This is a genomic window from Rhodoferax sp. MLSD5-FHT05B10 (assembly GCF_058793415.1).
In genome coordinates this window covers 379554-398418 of record NZ_JBXAFT010000001.1, presented here as the reverse complement: position 1 = coordinate 398418, position 18865 = coordinate 379554, and the positions used below count along the sequence as shown (strand labels likewise).

Genomic DNA, 18865 nt, shown 5'->3' with positions numbered 1-18865 from the left:
TTTCTGAAAGTAGACAACTCAGGCTTCGGCCTTGCGCAGCACGTAGCCGATGCGGGGAAAGTGCACGTGCACGGTGCCGGCACGTGCATCGGTGCGGCGCAGGGTGTAGCGGGTGCGGGTGGCCGCCAGCAGCTCGCCTTCGGTGGGCTCCTGGCCAAAGGTTTCCGCTGCCACGGTGACGCGGCTGCCCAGGGGAATGCTGTGCTCGTCCTGAAATGTAGGGTCAATCGGGGCCAGAGATGCCGCAGATGCTGCGCAGACAGCTATGGATTCTGTAGCAGATAGTTTTTCCATGCGGCCGTGGCCCAGCGCCGCCATGCGGTCCATCCAGGCCAGGACCGCGGGCGTGGCATCCAGAATGCCGGCCATTACCGGCACGCGCACGCGGCTGAACCACAGCGGGTGGTAGGCGGCAAAGTCGGCCACGCACGGGGCGCTGCCCAGCAGGAAGTCTTGCCCTTCGAGCATGCTGGCCAGGCGGCGCAGGTACGACTTGTAGGCCGCCGTGGCGTCGGCCGGGCGCAGGCGCGTCATGCCCGCGGACATGGCGGCGCGGTCGGCACCAAAGGCCTTGGCGGCCTCAACCGGCGCGCCGTCGAACATGGCCGCTGCCCCCTTGGGCTGCAGGTTGTAGGCCATGGCCGCCCAGAACAGCGTGGTGTCGGCCCACTGTGCCAGCACGCGTGCCAGGCCCTGCTGGGATGGTGGGTACAGCGTGGGCAGGGGTTGGTGCTGCTCCAGCACGTCGCAGATCAGGGCGCTGTCGCAGTACACGTCGGCGCCAATCTGCAGGAACGGAGTCTTGCGGTAGCCGCCGGTCAGGGCCAGCACATCCGGCTTGGGCAGGATGGCCGGGATAGTGACGGACTTCCAGGCCAGGTTCTTGTACCCCAGCACCAGCCGGATCTTTTCCGAAAAGGGCGAGGTGGGGTAATGGTGCAGGATGAGGTCAGCCATGGCGGTGCTCAGATCAGCTTGACCAGCTGCTTGCCGAAGTTCTTGCCCTTGAGCAGACCCAGGAAGGCCTCGGGCGCCGCAGCCAGGCCCTGCGCAATGGACTCGCGCGGCTTGAGCTTGCCGGTGCCAACCAGCGTGCCCAGTTCATTCAGGGCTTCGGGCCAAACCTCCATGTGCTCGCTGACGATGAAACCCTGCACCGTGAGGCGCTGGGTCAGGATGAGCGCCGGGTAGCTCAGGGGCAGGGGCTGGCCGTCGTAGCCAGCAATCATGCCGCACACGGCAATGCGACCAAAGGCATTCATGTTGGGCAGGACGGCGTCCAGCACCATGCCGCCCACATTCTCGAAATACCCGTCGATGCCGTTGGGGCACGCTTCCCTGATGGCCCGGCCCAGCGAAGCGGCGTCCTTGTGCAGCTTGTAGTCGATGCAGGCGTCAAAACCCAGCTCCTGCACGGCGTACTGGCATTTTTCCGGTCCGCCGGCAATGCCCACGGTGCGGCAGCCGCGTGCCTTGGACAGTGCAGCAAAGGCACTGCCTACGGCGCCGGTGGCCGCGCTGACCACCATGGTCTCGCCGGCCTTGGGCGCGCAGATCTTGACCAGGCCATACCAAGCCGTCACGCCGGGCATGCCCACGGCGCCCAGGTAGGCACTCAGGGGAACGTGGGTGGTGTCCACCTTGCGCAGGGCGCCGGGCTGGTTGGCGTCGACCACGCTGTATTCCTGCCAGCCGCCCATGCCCACCACCTTGTCGCCGACGGCAAAGCGCGGGTTGCGCGATTCCACCACCTCGCCCACCGTGCCGCCACCCATGGTCTGGCCCAGGGGCTGCGGCTGGGCGTAGCTCTTGGCGTCGTTCATGCGCCCGCGCATGTAGGGGTCCAGGCTTAGGAAGTGGTGGCGCACCAGCACCTGGCCGTCCTGCAGGGCCGGCGTTTCTGCGGTGACCATCTTGAAGTTGCTGGCAACGGCTTCGCCCGTGGGGCGGTTGTCGAGGTGGATCTGGTGGTTGGTTGGCATGGAAAATCTCCTGGTGTGCGCTATCAAATCAATAGCTGTGTACGCAATAAACAAAAGGGCCTGCTGCCCATTTCGCACAAATTATGGTGGCGCGGCGCTCAGTCGGTGGAAATGGTGCCGTTAGCCACGTTGAGCGTGTTGACACTGCGGGCGCCGGTGGGCAGGCGCTTGACGAACTTGAAGGTGCCGGTGGCATGCGCACATTTGCGCCCCTCGGCGTCGAACACGGTGGCCTGCGTGAAGGCCATGGTGGCCGTGCGGTGCAGCAGCTCGCCCTTGGCCACCAGCGGACCCACGGCGGGCTGCATGAAGCTGGTCTTCATCTCGATGGTGACCACGCCCATTTCCGGCCACTGGCTGCGGGCCGCCGTGGCCATGGACACGTCCATCAGCGTCATGATCGCGCCGCCGTGGGTGACCGAGAACGAGTTGAGGTGCTCCGGCTGGGCGGTGTAGAGAATCTCTGAGTGCCCGCCTTCGAACTGCGTCAGCTCGAAGCCCAGGTGCTTCACAAACGGGATTTCCACCCCGAAGCCCACGGCCTTGTCCCACATCGGGTCAGCCCGCCACGATGGCGCTGACGCCACCGTCCACCGCCATCCACTGGCCAGTGATGTGCTTGCCGGCATCGGAGGCGAACAGCAGGCTCAGGCCCTTCAGGTCTTCGTCATCGCCCAGACGGCGCAGGGGCGCGTGGGCAGCCATCTTGTCCTCGCCCAGGCTTTCGATCAGGCCGATGGCCATCTTGGTCTTGAAGAATCCGGGGCAGATCGCATTGACGTTGATGCCGTACTGCCCCCACTCGCCCGCCAGGGCGCGGGTGAAGTTGATGACGGCGCCCTTGGAGGTGTTGTAGGCAATGGTCTTCATCTCGACCGGGTTGCCGCCCAGTCCGGCGATGGAGGCGATGTTGATGATGCGGCCCGAACGGCGCGCAATCATGCTCTTCTTGGCAATGGCCTGGCTCAGCAGGAAGTAGCCGCGCACGTTGAGGTTCATGACCTTGTCCCAGGCCGCAACGGGGTGGTCTTCGGCCGCTGCACCCCAGGAGGCGCCGGCGTTGTTGACCAGAATGTCCACGTCGCCCATGCGCTGCAGGGTCTCGTCGGCCAGGCGGGTGATGTCGGCGTCCTTGGCGCAGTCGGCGGCAATCCAGCGGGCGTCGATGCCGGCGGCCTGCAGTTCGGCGGCGGCCTGCTCCAGGTCCTCGGCCTTGCGCGAGCTCAGCATGATCTTGGCGCCGGCTTCACCCAGGGCGTGGGCCATTTGCAGACCCAGGCCGCGCGAGCCGCCGGTTACCAGGGCGGTCTTGCCAGTGAGGTCAAACAGTTTCTGAACGGTGCGTGCGGTCATGGGGAAATGTCTCCTGCAGAAATAGGGGAAAAGATGATTGTGCCGCCGGGAACCTGCTGGCGCATGTCTCCGGCGTGATATGGGTCAAGGCGTGGGGTTTAGAACGCCTCTTGCGGCAGGTCGGCGCAGGTGGTGTTGCGCGACTCCACCACCGACAGCCAGGCCCCGATCTTGGGCAGCTCGTAGTGGAAGAAGAAGTGCGTGGCCCCCAGGCGCCCCTGGGTGCCGGGGCGGCTCTGAGCCGCGTCGTGTTCCAGGGCCTTGGTGGCCACGTCCAGCCAGATCCAGGCCAGCACGGTGTGGCCGAAGGCCTGCATGTAGGGCACGGCGTTGGCCAGCGCCTCGGTTGGGTTGCCGGTGGCCCAGGCTTTCTGAGTGGCTGCGGCAACCTGCTGCAGGGCCTTGCCCAGCGCGGCGGCATGGTCGGCCAGCGCGGGCACGGCGGCTGCGCGCCTGATGGACGCGGTCATGCGCTCGGCCAGCAGCTTCAGGCCACGGCCCTCTTCCATCAGCACCTTGCGTCCGAGCAGGTCGGTGGCCTGGATGCCGTGGGTGCCTTCGTGGATCATGTTCAGGCGGTTGTCGCGCCAGTACTGCTCCACCGGGAAGTCGCGCGTGTAACCGTAGCCGCCGTGGATCTGGATGGCCAGGGAGTTGGCCTCCAGGCACCACTCGCTGGGCCAGCTCTTGGCGATGGGGGTCAGCACTTCCAGCAGCAGGCGCGCGTCATCGGCCACGGCGCCGCCGGCCGTGTGGTGCTCGTCCACCAGGCGGGCGCAGTACAGCTCCAGCGCCAGGGCGCCTTCGCAATAGGCCTTCTGGGCCAGCAGCATCCGCTTGACGTCGGCGTGTTCAATGATGGCCACCTGAGGCTGGGCGGCGTCCTTGCCGCCCACACCCATGGGGCGGCCCTGCGGGCGGTTTTTCGCGTAGTCCAGCGAGGCGTAATAGCCCGCCATGCCCAGCATGGTGGCCGCAATGCCCACGCCAATGCGGGCTTCGTTCATCATGTGGAACATGCACTGCAGGCCTTTGCCGGGCTGGCCCACCAGGTAACCCACGGCCCCGGCGCCCTTGCCGTCGTAGCCGCCCTGCCCCACCGGGAACTTGCCTTCACCAAAGTTCAGCAGTGTGTTGGTGGTGCCGCGCCAGCCCAGCTTGTGGTTCAGGCCAGCCAGGGCCACATCGTTGCGCACGCCGGTCAGCGCGCCCTGGGTATCCACCAGCTTCTTGGGCACGATGAACAGCGAAATGCCGCGCGTGCCGGGCACCAGCTTGCCGTCGGCATCGGGAATCTTGGCCAGCACCAGGTGGATGATGTTCTCGTTGATCTCATGCTCGCCGCTGGAGATCCACATCTTGTTGCCCTTGAGCCGGTAACGCGCGCCCAGGGGGTCCTTCTCGAAGTCCACCCCATCGGGCACCGCACGGGTTGCCACGTCACTGAGGGAAGAGCCCGCCTGCGGCTCGGACAGGCACATGGTGCCGGCCCAGCGGCCCGAAAACTCGTTCTTCGCAAACACCTCTTTCTGCAGGGCGGTGCCGTGGGTCATCAGCAGGTTGGCATTGCCGGTCGTCAGCATGCCGGTTCCGATGCTGACCGAGGCACAGGCAAAGAAGGCGTTGGCTGCCGCCTCCACGCTGTAGGGCAGCTGCATGCCACCCATCTCGTAGTCTTGCGCGGCACTGAGCATGCCGGACTCGGCATAGGCCTTCTGCGCTTCATGTGTGGCCTGCGGCAACACCACCCGCAGACTGCCGTCGGGCTCGGTCACGGTGCGCGGCTCTTCCACATCGGCCAGGCGGTTGAACGGCGCGTACTTCTCGCGGGCAATGCGCTCGCAGGTGTCGAGCACGGCGTCGAAGGTGTCGCGCGAGTGGTCGGCAAACCGTTCGCGTGCGGTGAGCGCCGTGGTGTTGAGCCAGTCGTTGAGCAGGAAATCGATGGTGGGACGCAGATTCATGGTGTTTCCAGAAACAGGGAATCGAAAAAAGCCGAATTGCACATTCTTGCGCAGTCCCGGCCTTGTGGGGAGCGAGAACTGTCCGCTTGGTTACAGCACTGCGAAAATGCCCACTGCACCCATGCCGCCGCCAATGCACATGGGCACGCACACGCGCTGTCATTTACACATTGGTATCACAGCGGACATTCGTACTGCAAATTCGACTGGAATCCCCCGTTTGGGGGATGTGCAGTGCCTCATTGGGCACGTAGACTCGACGCAGGTCGTTGCCGGTTTTGTCGGTTTTTTATACCGGTATCAACTTATGGTCACCTACTCGAAAAGCCAATGGTGGCGCCACTTTGGATCAATTTCTATGTTCCGTTTATCCCGCAGACTCCACAATAACCCGCAGGGTTTGCGATATACGTTACGTTATGCATCAGGACCCCGCGTATGCTGATCATCAAGGTTTTATCCGCACTTGCATTCATTGGTTCAATCGCATGGTTTATTGCACTAGCATCGCTATTGCTTTCAGTAGCCTTCATCGAGCACACCATTACGGATGAACTCGTCAAGTATGGTCTCGCCAAGTACGGTGTTTCGTTTGTTGATGCAATTCGCTTGTCTAAAGAGGCTGGTCTTTTTTCGCCCGAGATCTTGTCTGGCGCTGATCACCTGCGCGAGATTCGAAATCCGTTTACCCACCGAAAGAGCCAAGATCACAGGCACTCGTTCGGTAACCGCTTTCTAGAGGAACGAGTTCACCCGAGATCAATTTTGGAATGTGATGCCAAGGACGCCTTGGCGCTTATGTATGCATTCTTTAACTGCTCGCTTAAAGATGGCTAACTCTCGTATATGGACTCCCCCACACAAGCGCAAGAAACTGACCGATAGTTTGGCTTTGTAGGAAGCGCCTGCAGTCGTATATTCGACATCTAAAGTGGACTCTATTGTGGTCCGTGCCGATATGGAATCCTCGTCACCGATGCTCCAGTCGCTATGAGCCGCTGAATTGCCATTCAGGCGGCCGTAGAAACCGCGGCAAAGGCTGCAAAGCGCCGGGATTCTTATGCAAAGAAGCTGAATGCCCTGGGGGTGATCCTCAAGGATTGAGCGGGCCGTCAGCACCGGCAAGGCTGGCTACCTTTTAGGTACAAAAAAGCCGCGCAGCCCTTTCGGAATCTGCGCGGCCAGCTATTGAATCAATAGCATGTAGCGGGTGCTTGACCCGCTGAAAAGGTTACAGCACTTCGAAAATGCCGGCTGCACCCATGCCGCCACCAATGCACATGGTGACGCAGACGCGCTTGGCACCGCGGCGCTTGCCTTCGATGAGGGCGTGGCCGGTCAGGCGCTGGCCGCTCATGCCGAAGGGGTGGCCCACGGCGATGGCGCCACCGTTCACGTTGAGCTTGTCGGCGGGAATGCCCAGCTTGTCGCGGCAGTAGAGCACCTGCACGGCGAAGGCTTCGTTCAGCTCCCACAGGTCGATGTCGTTCATCGTCAGGCCCAGGCGTTTCAGGACCTTGGGGATGGCGAACACGGGGCCGATGCCCATTTCGTCGGGTTCGCAACCGGCCACGGCAAAGCCCAGGAAGCGGCCCAGGGGCTTCAGGCCCTTCTTGGCGGCCAGGTCTTCGTGCATGACGACCACGGCACCGGCGCCGTCAGACAGCTGGCTCGAATTGCCAGCAGTCATCAGACCGCCCGGCAAGGCGGAACGCAGGCCCTTGATGCCGTCATACGTGGTGCCGGCACGGATGCCTTCGTCGTCGCTGACGGTGACCTGCTTGGTCATCAGGCCCATGACCTTGTCGGCCACGCCCATGGTCACGGTGATGGGGGCGATTTCGTCCTTGAACAGGCCCTTCTCCAGCGCGGCAGCCGCTTTTTGCTGGCTGGCGGCACCGTACTCGTCCATGGCTTCACGGCTGATGTTGTAACGCTTTGCGACCTGCTCGGCCGTTTGCAGCATGGGCCAGTAGACCTCGGGCTTGTTCTTCATCAGCCAGGTTTCCTCCAGCATGTGCTGGTTCATTTCCTGCGCGGTGCAGGAGATGGTTTCCAGGCCGCCGGCCACGTAGATGTCGCCTTCGTTGGCGATGATGCGCTGTGCGGCCAGAGCAATGGTCTGCAGGCCGGACGAGCAGAAGCGGTTCACCGTCATGCCCGACACGGTGATGGGGCAGCCGGCACGCAGAGCGGCCTGGCGGGCGATGTTGGCGCCGCTGGCACCTTCGGGGGTGCCGCAGCCCATGATGACGTCGTCCACTTCGGCGGCGTCAATGCCGGCGCGTTTGATGGCGTGCTCAACCACGTGGCCACCCAGCGTGGCGCCGTGTGTCATGTTGAAGGCGCCCTTCCAGCTCTTGGTCAGGGGGGTGCGAGCGGTCGATACGATTACTGCTGAAGTCATGTTGTTTCCTTGTTCGATATAGAGGCTGGGCGCTTAGTTGAAGGTCTTGCCTTCAGCAGCCAACTTGGCCAACAGGGGCGCGGGTTGCCAGAACTTGGCATCGTCCAGCGGGTTTTGCGCAAAACGGTTCATGGCTTGCACCACGTTGAACAGGCCCACTTCGTCGGCGTAGTTCATGGGGCCGCCGCGGTGTGCGGGGAAGCCGTAGCCGAAGATGTAGACGATGTCGATGTCGCTGGCCTTGTTGGCAATGCCTTCTTCCAGGATGTGGGCGGCTTCGTTCACCAGGCTGAACACCAGGCGCTGGACGATTTCTTCGTCCGAAATCTTGCGCGGCGTGATGCCCAGGGCCTTGCGGTGCTCTTCGATCATGCTCACCACTTCGGCGTTGGGGATGGCGTCGCGTTTGCCCGCCACATAGTCGTACCAGCCGGCGCCCGTCTTCTGGCCAAAGCGGCCTTTTTCGCACAGCAGGTCAGCGGTCTTGCTGTACTTCATGTCGGGCTTTTCCTGGTAGCGGCGCTTGCGGATGGCCCAGCCGATGTCGTTGCCGGCCAGATCGCCCATGCGGAACGGTCCCATGGCAAAACCGAACTTCTCGATGGCCTTGTCCACTTGCGCGGGGGTGCAGCCTTCGTCCAGCAGGAAACCGCCCTGGCGGCCGTACTGTTCGATCATGCGGTTGCCGATGAAGCCGTCGCACACGCCCGATACCACGGCCGTCTTGCGGATCTTCTTGGCAACGCCCATGACGGTGGCCATGACGTCCTTGGCGGTCTTGGCACCGCGCACCACTTCGAGCAGCTTCATCACGTTGGCCGGGCTGAAGAAGTGCAGGCCCACCACGTCTTGCGGACGCTTGGTGAAGGAGGCAATCTTGTTCACGTCCAGCGTGGAGGTGTTGGAGGCCAGGATGGCACCGGGCTTCATGACGCGGTCGAGTTCCTTGAAGACGGCTTCCTTGACGCCGATCTCTTCAAACACGGCCTCGATCACCATGTCGGTGCCGGCCAGGTCGTCGTAGCTCAGCGTGGTGGTCAGCAAGGCCATGCGCTGCTCGTACTTGTCCTGCTTGAGTTTCTTCTTGGCAACTTGCGCTTCGTAGTTTTTGCGGATGGTGGCCACGCCGCGGTCCAACGCTTCCTGCTTCATTTCGAGCATCTTGACGGGGATGCCGGCGTTGAGGAAGTTCATGGCAATGCCGCCGCCCATGGTGCCGGCGCCGATGACGGCGATCGACTTGATCTCGCGCACGGGGGTGTCCGAAGGCACATCGGGAATCTTGGACGCAGCGCGCTCGGACAGGAACAGGTGGCGCAGCGAACGGCTTTCGGCCGTGTTCATCAGGGTGATGAAGATGTCGCGCTCGACGGCCATGCCGGCGTCAAACTTGCCCTTGGTGGCAGCTTGCACGGCGTCGACGCACTTGGCAGGCGCAGGGAAGTTCTTGGACATGCCCTTGACCATGTTGCGGGCAAAAGCGAAATAGGCGTCGCCTTCCGGGTGCTTGCACGGCAGGTTGCGCACCAGCGGCAAGGGACGGGTCGCGGCCACCGAGCGGGCAAATGCCAGGGCTTCTTCGGCCAGCGATTCGGCGGATGCAGCCAGCTTGTCAAACAGCTTCTGGCCGGGGAGCATGGCCAGCATTTCGCTCTTGATGGCTTCGCCGCTGACGATCATGTTCAGGGCGGGTTCCACGCCCAGCACGCGGGGCAGGCGTTGGGTGCCACCGGCGCCGGGCAGCAGGCCCAGCTTCACTTCGGGCAGCGCCACGCTGGTGCCGGGGGCGGCAACGCGGTAGTGGCAACCCAGGGCCAGTTCCAGGCCACCGCCCATGACCACGGTGTGGATGGCGGCAATGACGGGCTTGGTCGAGTTCTCCAGCACCGAGATGACGCTGTTGAGGTTCGGCTCCTGCATGGCCTTGGGGGAACCGAATTCCTTGATGTCGGCACCGCCCGAAAACGCCTTGCCGGCGCCGGTGATGACGATCGCTTTCACGGCCGCGTCCGCATTGGCTTTGGCCATGCCGTCGGCAATGCCTTGGCGTGTGGCGTGGCCCAGGCCGTTGACGGGCGGGTTGTTCAGCGTGATTACGGCGACGTCGCCGTGGACTTGGTATTGGGCGGTCATGCTTGCTTTCCTCGTTAATAGATAGGGAACAATCAAAAAAATAGAACGACCGTTCTTTTTTAAGATTGTAGAACGGTTTGGGTGAATTCCCGAGCGGGCTTTGTCACAGCAGAGACAAAACCGTCAGACCTCCAGCCACTCCTTGCGGATGTCGCTGGCGTTGCGCAGTTCGTCGGGCGTGCCTTCGAACACGATGCTGCCGTGGCCCATGACCAGGCAGCGGTCGGAAATGTTCATGGCAATGGTGAGCTTCTGCTCGATCAACAGCACCGAAATGCCCCGCTTGCGCAGCTCTTTCAGGTACTCGGCCACCAGCTCCACAATCTTGGGCGCCAGGCCCTCGGTGGGCTCGTCGATGATGACCAGGTCCGGGTCTCCCATGAGCGTGCGGCACAGGGTCAGCATCTGCTGCTCGCCGCCCGACAGCACGCCGGCTTCGGTGTGCTCGCGCTCTTTCAGGCGCGGGAACATGCGGTACATGTCGTCAAACGACCAGCGGGCGTTCTTCTTGCCCCGTTTCTGGCCGAGCAGCAGGTTCTGGTAGACCGTGAGCTTGGGGAAGATGTCGCGGCTTTCGGGCACATAGCCCAGTCCCAGGTGGGCAATTTCGTAGGTCTTGTGGCCCAGCGCTTCCTTGCCCTTCCACAGCACGGAGCCCTCGCAGTTGACCAGCCCCATGATGGCCTTGGCCGTGGTGGAGCGCCCCGAGCCGTTGCGGCCCAGCAGAGCGACGATTTCGCCGCCCTTGACGTGCATGTCCACGCCATGCAGCACGTGGCTTTTGCCGTAGTAGGCATGCAGATTCGATACTTGCAGCATGGTCAATGTCCCCCCGCCTGTTGCTCTGCCACAGAAGACCCCAGATAGGCCTCCTGCACCCGCGCGTTGGCCCGGACCGCATCCGGGGTGTCAAACGCCAGGACTTCGCCATACACCACGACCGCAATCTTGTCGGCCAGTCCGAACACCACGCCCATGTCGTGCTCCACGGTGAGCAGGGTCTTGCCTTCGGTGACTTCCTTGATGAGGGTAATAAAGCGCGAGGTCTCGCTCTTGCTCATGCCGGCCGTCGGTTCGTCCAGCAGAATCACGCCGGCACCGCCGCCGATGGTGATGCCGATTTCCAGCGCACGCTGTTCGGCGTACGTCAGGTTCATGGCCAGCACATCGCGCTTCTTGTCGAGCTTGATCATCTCCATGAGCTCCTGCGCCCGCTGGTTGGCGTCGTGCAGGCCCGAGAGGAACTTCAGGAAGGTGTAGCGGTACCCCAGGCTCCACAGCACGCTGCAGCGCAGGTTCTCGAACACGCTGAGCTTGGGGAAGATGTTGGTGATCTGGAAGCTGCGGGACAGGCCCAGACGGTTGATTTCATACGGTTTCTTGCCGTTGATCCGGGTACCGTTGAGCAGCACATCGCCGCTGCTGGCCTCAAACCGGCCGCTGATCAGATTGAACAGGGTCGACTTGCCGGCGCCGTTGGGGCCGATGACGGCCACCCGCTCGCCGGGTTTGATCGCGAGGTTGACGCCCCGGATGATTTCGGTCTTGCCAAAGCTCTTGCGCAGATCTTTCAATTCAAGCGCGTAATTTGCCGGTGCGCTCATGCGGACTCTCCCTGACTGGTTTGCTTCTCGATGAATTCCTGGATGGCACCCCAGTCGCGTGCGAACTGGCGTCGCACCAGCTCAAACAGCCCCAACCCGGTCAGCAGGACGAAACCCGCACCAAACCAGCTGTCCAGCCCATTGGCGTCCAGCGGGATGCCCATGAACGTCAGGGTGGAACCCTGGGCGGCATTGAGTTGCAGGTGGTAGGTCATTTCCACCATGGCGGCCGCGCCGGTCAGCGCCACGAGCCCGGTCACCGCCAGCCCCAGGTAGCTCACCCACAGGGTGCGCAGCTTGCCAAACGACGCCACGCGCAGGTTCATCATGATCAGGCTGGCCACACCACCGGGTGCGTACATCACCATGAAGAGGAAGATCAGCCCCAGATACAGCAGCCAGGCCTTGGTGAACTCGCTGAACAGCACAAAGGCCAGCACCATCAGGATCGCGCCGATGATGGGCCCGAAGAAGAAGGTTGCACCGCCCAGGAAGGTGAACAGCAGATAGGCGCCCGACCGCGCGGCCCCCACCACTTCGGCCGTCACGATCTCGAAATTCAAGGCGCCCAGTCCGCCCGAGATGCCGGCAAAAAAACCGGCAATGATGAACGCGGTGTAGCGGATGCGCTGGGTGTTGTAGCCCACGAACTCCACCCGCTCCGGGTTGTCGCGCACGGCATTGAGCATGCGGCCCAGGGGGGTTCCCGTGAAGGCGAACATGGCCACTACCGCGACGAAGGTATAGACCGCGATCAGGTAGTACACCTGGATGGCCGGACCGTAGGTAATGCCCGCAAACGCCTGGCCGGTCACCCGGTTGCCGGAAACACCACCCTCCCCGCCAAAAAACTCGGGAATCATCAATGACATGGCAAACACCAGCTCGGACATGCCCAAGGTGATCATGGCGAAGGTCGTGCCGGCCTTGCGCGTGGTCACATAGCCGAACAGGATCGCAAAGCCCATGCCGGCAAGCCCCCCCACGAGCGGTACGGTGGAGACGGGAATGGGCAGCGAGCCATCGGAAATGCTGTTGAGCGCATGGATCGCCAGGTAAGACCCCAGGCCGGTGTACACGGCATGCCCGAAACTCAGCATGCCGCCCTGGCCCAGCAGCATGTTGTAGGACAGGCAGGCAATGATGGCGATGCCCATCTGGGAGAGCACGGTCAGGCCCAGGCCGCTGTTGAAGACCAGTGGTGCCACCAGCAGCAGCAGCGCAAAAAGGCTCCAGATGATCCAGCGTCCGGTGTTGAGAGGTTTGTATTGGAAAGTGTTCTGCATGTTTCAGCCCTCCCGCTTTCCGAGCAGCCCTTTGGGCCGGAAGATCAGGATGAGCACCAGGAACAGGTAGGGCAAGATGGGCGCTACCTGCGACAAAGTCAGTTTGACAAAGGAGTTGTTGAGTGCGGCATTGCCGAGGTGCAGGCCCAACTGCTGGGCCAGTGTGGCGACCGAGTAGTCGAACGCCACGGCAAAAGTCTGGATCACGCCGATCAGCACCGATGCGAGAAACGCGCCGGAAAGCGAACCCATGCCGCCCACCACCACCACCACGAAGATGACGGACCCGACGGTGGCCGCCATGGCGGGTTCGGTCAGGAAGGTGCTGCCGCCAATCACGCCGGCCAGACCAGCCAGGCCGCAGCCGGCACCAAACACCATCATGAAGATGCGCGGCACGTTGTGACCCAGCGATTCGACTGCATCGGGGTGGGTCAACGCCGACTGGATGACCAGCCCGATGCGGGTGCGGGTCAGCAGCAGCCAGACCGCCACCAGCATGATGATCGCCACCAGCATCATGAAGCCGCGGGTGGCCGGGAATGGCGAGCAGACAATGCGCACCGCCTCGTCGGCCGCCGAGCACATTTCGGCCGGTGCCGCTCCCCACAGCAGGCTGAGCCCCTGGATGGAATGGTTGATCAGGGTGAACGCAGGCCCCTGCAGCGACTCCGGCGGGTGGAATTCGATGGCAATGCGGCCCCAGATGAGCTGCACCAGCTCCAGCACCACGTAGGAAAGCCCGAAGGTAATCAGCAGTTCGGCAACGTGCCCGTATTTGTGCACCTTGCGCAGGCACGCGCGTTCGAAGAATGCGCCCAGCGCCCCCACGACCAGCGGGGCCAGCACCAGGGCGGGCCAGAAACCAACCAGCCGGGACACGCTGTAGCCCACATACGCGCCCAGCATGTAGAAGGAAGCATGGGCGAAATTCAGAACGCCCATCATGCTGAAAATCAGCGTGAGACCCGAGCTCAACATGAACAACAACAGGCCATAGCTCAGCCCATTGAGCATCGAGATGATGAAAAACTCCATTGCCAACTGACCTTTTTCTTCGTTAAAAATAAAAGAGCCCGAGACGGTTCACCCGTTCGGGCTCTTGGCTCAAGCGCCCGGGATCAGGAGGGTCGTTTCATCTGGCAGCTTGTTGGCGTGCTGGAAACGTAGTTGGGGTACTCCTTCAGCGGCACCAGGGTCATGCCGGTGTTTTCCGGGCTGTAGGGGTACTTGCCACCGGCCTTCTGCCACACCGTCATGTACAGGGGCTGCTGCAGCTGGTGGTCTGCCTTGCGCATTTCCACTTCGCCGTTGAAGCTCTTGACCTTGATGCCTTCCAGGGCTGCGGCCACCTTGACGGGGTCCGTAGACTTGGCCTTGGCCATGGCCGCGCCCAAGGTTTCGTAGATGCGGATGATGGAGCCGGTGTAGAAGTCGTCGTTGTACTTGGTCTTGAACTCGTGCATCCACTTGTCCATCTGGCCACCCATGTTGTAGTGGCTGTAGCCGATCTGGTACACGCGGCCAGCACCATTGGTTCCAATGGCCGATGGCGTACCGGTTACGCCGGCATAGTAGGTGAAGAACCTGCCGTTGTAGCCGTTCTCGTTGGCAGCCTTGATCAGCAGGGACAGGTCAGAGCCCCAGTTGCCGGTCACGACGGTGTCGGCACCGGAAGCCTTGATCTTGGCGATGTAGGGAGCGAAATCGCGCACCTGGGCGAGCGGGTGCAAGTCTTCGCCCACGATCTGGATGTCAGGCCGCTTGCGGGCCAGCGTTTCCTTGGTGAACTTGGCAACCTGCACGCCGTGCGAATAGTTCTGACCCAGGATGTAGACCTTCTTGATGTCCTTCTGCTCGGCCATGAAACTGGACATGGCTTCCATCTTCATGGAAGTGTCAGCGTCAAAGCGGAAATGCCAGTAGCTGCACTTGCTGTTGGTCAGGTCTGGGTCCACCGCCGAGTCGTTGAGGTACAGCACCTCTTTGCCAGGGTTGCGTTCGTTGTACTTGGTGATCGCATCGGACAACGCCAGGGCTACCGACGAGCCGTTGCCTTGCAGGATGTAGCGTGCGCCCTGGTCAATGGCCGCCTTCAAGGCGTTCAGGCTTTCTGTGGGGCTGAGCTTGTTGTCAATGCCTGTTACTTCGAACTTCACGCCAGCGGGGTTGCCGGCGCCACTGAATTTGTCGGCAAAGAATTGGTAGCTCTTCAGCTGGTTGACACCCACTGGGCCCAGCAATCCGGTCTGGGCGTCAATACGCACCATTTTGACAACTTCGCCTTTTTGGGCAAACACAGCACCAGCACACAGCAACGCAGCCGAAGCGGCGACAAATTTCATTGCAAATTTCATACGAGTGGCTCCTTAGAAAAGACAGGTTGAGAGTACAGGGATTTGTGCAGTGCAACACATGGGGTTTCCCCTACACGCTATCACCAAGGCGACTCCCAACCGGTCTCCTTCAGGCCGTCGGCAACTTGTAGTCGCGCAGCATTTCACGCAGCTTGATTTTCTGCATCTTGCCGGTTCCACCCAGGGGGATTGCGTCCACGAAAATCACGTCGTCGGGGATCTGCCACTTGGCGGTCTTGCCTTCGTAGAACGCCAGCAATTCCTCGCGGGTAACCTCGGCGCCGGGCTTCTTGACGACGGCAACAATGGGGCGCTCATCCCACTTGGGGTGCTTCATGCCGATGCAGGCGGCCATGGCCACGGCCGGGTGTGCCATGGCAATGTTTTCGACGTCAATCGAGCTGATCCATTCGCCGCCGGACTTGATCACGTCCTTGCTGCGGTCGGTGATCTGCATGTAGCCATCGGGATCGATGGTGGCGACATCGCCTGTGGGAAACCAGCCATCGACCAGCGGCGAGGCGCCTTCGCCTTTGTAGTACTCGCTGATGATCCACGGGCCCTTGACCAGCAGGTCGCCGTACGCCTTGCCGTCCCAGGGCAGCTCTTTCCCTTCGTCGTCGACGATCTTCATGTCCACGCCGTAAATGCCGCGGCCCTGCTTGAGCCGCACTTTCATCTTGTCCTCGGCGCTCATGGTCAGGTGCTTGTTCTTGAGCGTGCAGACCGTTCCCAGTGGCGACATCTCCGTCATGCCCCAGGCATGCAGCACCTCGACGCCATACTGGTCGTTAAAGGCGGTGATCATGGCCGGCGGGCACGCAGAGCCACCGATGACGGTGCGCTTGAGCGTGGAGAAACGCAGGTTGCCGGACTGCATGTGTGCCAGCATCATCTGCCACACGGTGGGGACACCGGCGGCGAAGCTGACCTTCTCCAGTTCGATGAGTTCGAAGATGGACTTGCCGTCCATCGCCGGCCCCGGAAACACCAGCTTGGCACCGGTCATGGCGGCCGAATACGGCAGGCCCCAGGCATTGACGTGGAACATGGGAACCACGGGCAACACGGAGTCCCGCGCGCTCATGCTCAAAGCATCTGGCAGGGCTCCGGAGAACGCGTGCAGGATGGTGGAGCGGTGGCTGTACAGGGCCGCCTTGGGGTTGCCGGTGGTGCCGCTGGTGTAGCACATGCTGGAAGCGGAGTTTTCGTCGAACACCGGCCAGGTGTACTCGGCAGCTTGCGCGCCAATCCACGCTTCGTAGCTCTGCAAGCCCGGAATGCCGCTGTCCGCGGGCAGCTTGTCCGCGTCGCACAGGGCAATGAAGTGCTTGATGGTGGTGCAACGGCTGTGCACGGCCTGCACGATAGGCAGGAACGACATGTCGAAGCACAGCACCTGGTCCTCGGCATGGTTGGCAATCCAGACGATCTGGTCGGGGTGCAGGCGCGGGTTCAGGGTGTGCAACACGCGGCCCGAACCGCTCACGCCGAAATACAGCTCCAGATGGCGGTAACCGTTCCAGGCCAGCGTGGCCACGCGGTCGCTGAAGGCCAGGTTCATCTGGTCCAGCGCGTTCGCCACTTTGCGCGCGCGCTGCGCCACGTCCTTGTAGGTGTAGCGGTGGATGTCGCCCTCGACGCGGCGGGATACCACCTCACCCTCGCCATGGTGCCGTTCGGCAAAATCAATCAACGAGGAAATCAGCAATTGCTGGCTTTGCATCAACCCTAACATGTGTACTCCTTTAGGTTTGGGTGTGTATTTCGATACTTGATCATAGTGGTTCACACGCGCGAGGCGTGAAACTACCGGTTGAATTTCTCGCCGGGACTGACGATGACGAGCTGCACGAACCGGGAGCCCTGGCGCGAGTCCCGGCTGAAGCCCACCTCGAACCCACCCAGATTCAGTTGCTTCATGTTTTCCAGGGCCGAAATGAAGCGTGGGCGGTTGAGGTCTTTGCCGGCGAGCCGCAGGCCTTCGCCAATTACCTTGGCATTGATGTAGCTCTCAAAGCCCAGGAACGACAGGTTGCTGTAGCCGGCCTTCTCCATGGCTGCGCGGTATTCGCGGGCCAGCGGGTGGCTGAAGTCCCAGGGGAACGGCACCACCGAGGTGATCACCACGCCCACACCGGCCGGCCCCAGGGCCCGCAGCGTGGCCTGCGTGCCCATGACCGACAGCGTGTAGAACTGCATGCCCTTGCGCACCTTGCTGTAGCTCTTGATGAAGCTCACCGTGGGGGCGCCCGCCGTGATCATGATGATCACTTCCGGCTGGCTCGCCGACAGCGCGGCAACGGCCTGCTCGGTGTCGGAGGCATTCTGCTCAATCGGTGCGCTGGAGTGGATCTTCAGCCCCCGTTTTTCCATGGCCTTCTGCACGCCGGCCAACCCATCCTTGCCAAAGCCGTTGTTGCTCCACAGCACCGCGATGCGCTGCACACCCAGCGTGGCCAGATGCTGCACGATTTTTTCGGCTTCATCGGCATAGCTGGCGCGCACATTGAACACGTGGTTGATGGGCGGGGTTCGCACCAGCGCCGCGCCCGTGAAGGGGGCGATCAGGGGAACCGGTGGCTTTTCCTTCTCCAGCAGGGGCAATGCGGCCGCCGTGTTGGACGTGCCGGTCATGTTCATCAGGGCGAACACCTGCTCCTTTTCGATCATCTGGGTGACCGCCTTGACGGTATTGGCCGGCACGTAGCCGTCATCCAGGGTGACCAGGCGGATCTTGCGCCCGTTGATGCCGCCTTTTTCGTTGATGCGGCCAAATGCCACCGTGGCGCCGTTGACGATGTCCGGCGCCAGCTCGCCCAGCGGACCGGACAAATCCAGCACCTGACCGATCACGATCTCCTTGTCGGTGACCCCGGCCTCGGCGGCGTGCGCGGGCAATGCGCCCAGATGCAGGGCCAGCGCGAGCAGGCACCCCAGTAAACGTGAATACTGCCCCATGGCGGTCTCCTTTATTATTGAATGTGTGCGCAGGGCTTCCAGCGACGCACGGGAGTCTGCCCGTGCCACCTCCCGCGTGCAACCCATGTCGTCCGGACGACAACCCGAAAGCCCATGTTTCCCAACGCTACCGACCCCATCCACCGCTTTCTCATGGTGCACTCCTGGTTTGCAGAGTTGCCACTGCCACGCCGGCAGGACATTGAGCAGCAGGTGTTGACCGTGCAGGCGCGCAAGGGCGAGGTGGTCCTGCAGGCCAACGAACCGGTGCTGGGCTGGTACGCGGTGCTCTCAGGTCTGGTCACCATCGAACGCCGCTCGGGGACCGGACGCAACGCCACGTATCTGGGCGTATCGGCCGGCGAGTGGTTCGGCGAGGGCTCCACCCTGAAGGACGAACCGCGCCGCTACGATGTCATTGCCCTGCGCGACACCGAATTGCTGTGCCTGCCCAACGCCATATTCCATGCCCTGCACGCCAGCAGCATGGGGTTCAACCAGTTTCTCGTCGCCCATTTGAACCAGCGCTTGGGCCAGGCCATGGCCATCATTGACGCCGGACGCACCCGCAGCCCGGAACAGCGCATTGCCCTGTCGCTCAGCCGGCTGTTCTGGAGCCGCACGCGCCAGCTGGACCTGTCGCAGGACGAACTCGCCAGCCTCGCCGGCATGTCCCGGCAAACGGCCAACCGGGCCCTCAACACCCTGCAGCAGCAGGGGCTGATCAGCCTGTCCATGAGCCGCATCACGGTGCTCGACGACACCGGGCTGTCCAGACTCCTGCTCACACCGCCTGCCTGAATCCGGCGTTTTGACCC

General features: G+C 62.4%; 16 protein-coding genes. 2 read left to right on the top strand and 14 right to left on the bottom strand.

Translation table 11 applies throughout. The features are described from left to right. Positions 1–18: 18 nt before the first annotated feature. The 5 genes from AC1Q5W_RS01885 to AC1Q5W_RS01865 form a co-directional block, all read right to left on the bottom strand. Complete coding sequence (locus tag AC1Q5W_RS01885) at positions 19–957, bottom strand: glutathione S-transferase family protein (RefSeq protein WP_492646031.1); 939 nt, start codon at positions 955–957, stop codon at positions 19–21. An 8-nt stretch (positions 958–965) separates the two neighbouring features. Then, positions 966–1982 carry an NADP-dependent oxidoreductase gene (locus AC1Q5W_RS01880; protein ID WP_492646030.1) on the bottom strand — a complete coding sequence of 339 codons (1017 nt, stop codon included), beginning with the start codon at positions 1980–1982 and terminating at the stop codon, positions 966–968. Between the two features lie 98 nt (positions 1983–2080). Continuing rightward, positions 2081–2536, bottom strand: coding sequence for a PaaI family thioesterase (locus AC1Q5W_RS01875; protein WP_492646029.1), 456 nt, complete (start codon positions 2534–2536; stop codon positions 2081–2083). 4 nt (positions 2537–2540) lie between these two features. Then, a complete protein-coding gene (locus AC1Q5W_RS01870; protein WP_492646028.1) occupies positions 2541–3335 on the bottom strand; it encodes an SDR family oxidoreductase in 795 nt (264 codons plus the stop codon). A gap of 98 nt (positions 3336–3433) precedes the next feature. Beyond that, positions 3434–5299, bottom strand: a complete 1866-nt coding sequence (locus tag AC1Q5W_RS01865) for an acyl-CoA dehydrogenase (RefSeq protein WP_492646027.1) — start codon at positions 5297–5299, stop codon at positions 3434–3436. Positions 5300–5737: 438 nt separating this feature from the next. Between AC1Q5W_RS01865 and AC1Q5W_RS01860 the strand changes: the two genes are divergently transcribed. After that, complete coding sequence (locus AC1Q5W_RS01860; protein ID WP_492646026.1) at positions 5738–6136, top strand: hypothetical protein; 399 nt, start codon at positions 5738–5740, stop codon at positions 6134–6136. A 394-nt stretch (positions 6137–6530) separates the two neighbouring features. On the opposite strand, the gene AC1Q5W_RS01855 is transcribed toward AC1Q5W_RS01860, so the two are convergent. The 9 genes from AC1Q5W_RS01855 to AC1Q5W_RS01815 all read right to left on the bottom strand — a co-directional run bounded on the left by AC1Q5W_RS01855 (position 6531) and on the right by AC1Q5W_RS01815 (position 18047). Beyond that, entirely contained in the window at positions 6531–7706 is a 1176-nt protein-coding gene (locus AC1Q5W_RS01855; RefSeq protein ID WP_492646025.1) for an acetyl-CoA C-acyltransferase, read from the bottom strand. Positions 7707–7739: 33 nt separating this feature from the next. Next, positions 7740–9839: a 3-hydroxyacyl-CoA dehydrogenase NAD-binding domain-containing protein gene (locus AC1Q5W_RS01850; RefSeq protein WP_492646024.1), complete on the bottom strand. Its 2100-nt coding sequence runs from the start codon at positions 9837–9839 to the stop codon at positions 7740–7742. 123 nt (positions 9840–9962) lie between these two features. Further along, positions 9963–10658, bottom strand: a complete 696-nt coding sequence (locus tag AC1Q5W_RS01845) for an ABC transporter ATP-binding protein (protein WP_492646023.1) — start codon at positions 10656–10658, stop codon at positions 9963–9965. A gap of 2 nt (positions 10659–10660) precedes the next feature. Beyond that, the gene (locus AC1Q5W_RS01840; protein WP_492646022.1) at positions 10661–11443 is read right to left on the bottom strand and encodes an ABC transporter ATP-binding protein; all 783 of its coding nucleotides are present in this window, start codon (positions 11441–11443) and stop codon (positions 10661–10663) included. Then, positions 11440–12729, bottom strand: coding sequence for a branched-chain amino acid ABC transporter permease (locus AC1Q5W_RS01835; RefSeq protein WP_492646021.1), 1290 nt, complete (start codon positions 12727–12729; stop codon positions 11440–11442). Before AC1Q5W_RS01835 ends, AC1Q5W_RS01840 begins: the two co-directional genes overlap by 4 nt. A 3-nt stretch (positions 12730–12732) precedes the next feature. Next, positions 12733–13767 carry a branched-chain amino acid ABC transporter permease gene (locus AC1Q5W_RS01830; protein WP_492646020.1) on the bottom strand — a complete coding sequence of 345 codons (1035 nt, stop codon included), beginning with the start codon at positions 13765–13767 and terminating at the stop codon, positions 12733–12735. Between the two features lie 83 nt (positions 13768–13850). Beyond that, entirely contained in the window at positions 13851–15086 is a 1236-nt protein-coding gene (locus AC1Q5W_RS01825; protein WP_492646019.1) for a branched-chain amino acid ABC transporter substrate-binding protein, read from the bottom strand. Positions 15087–15195: 109 nt separating this feature from the next. Next, positions 15196–16824: a 3-(methylthio)propionyl-CoA ligase gene (locus AC1Q5W_RS01820; protein WP_492646018.1), complete on the bottom strand. Its 1629-nt coding sequence runs from the start codon at positions 16822–16824 to the stop codon at positions 15196–15198. Between the two features lie 71 nt (positions 16825–16895). Continuing rightward, positions 16896–18047 (bottom strand): ABC transporter substrate-binding protein, encoded by a 1152-nt coding sequence (locus tag AC1Q5W_RS01815; protein ID WP_492646017.1) that lies wholly within the window; start codon positions 18045–18047, stop codon positions 16896–16898. 114 nt (positions 18048–18161) lie between these two features. Here AC1Q5W_RS01815 and AC1Q5W_RS01810 point away from each other — a divergent pair, with 114 nt between their 5' ends. Next, entirely contained in the window at positions 18162–18848 is a 687-nt protein-coding gene (locus tag AC1Q5W_RS01810; protein ID WP_492646016.1) for a Crp/Fnr family transcriptional regulator, read from the top strand. Positions 18849–18865 lie beyond the last annotated feature (17 nt).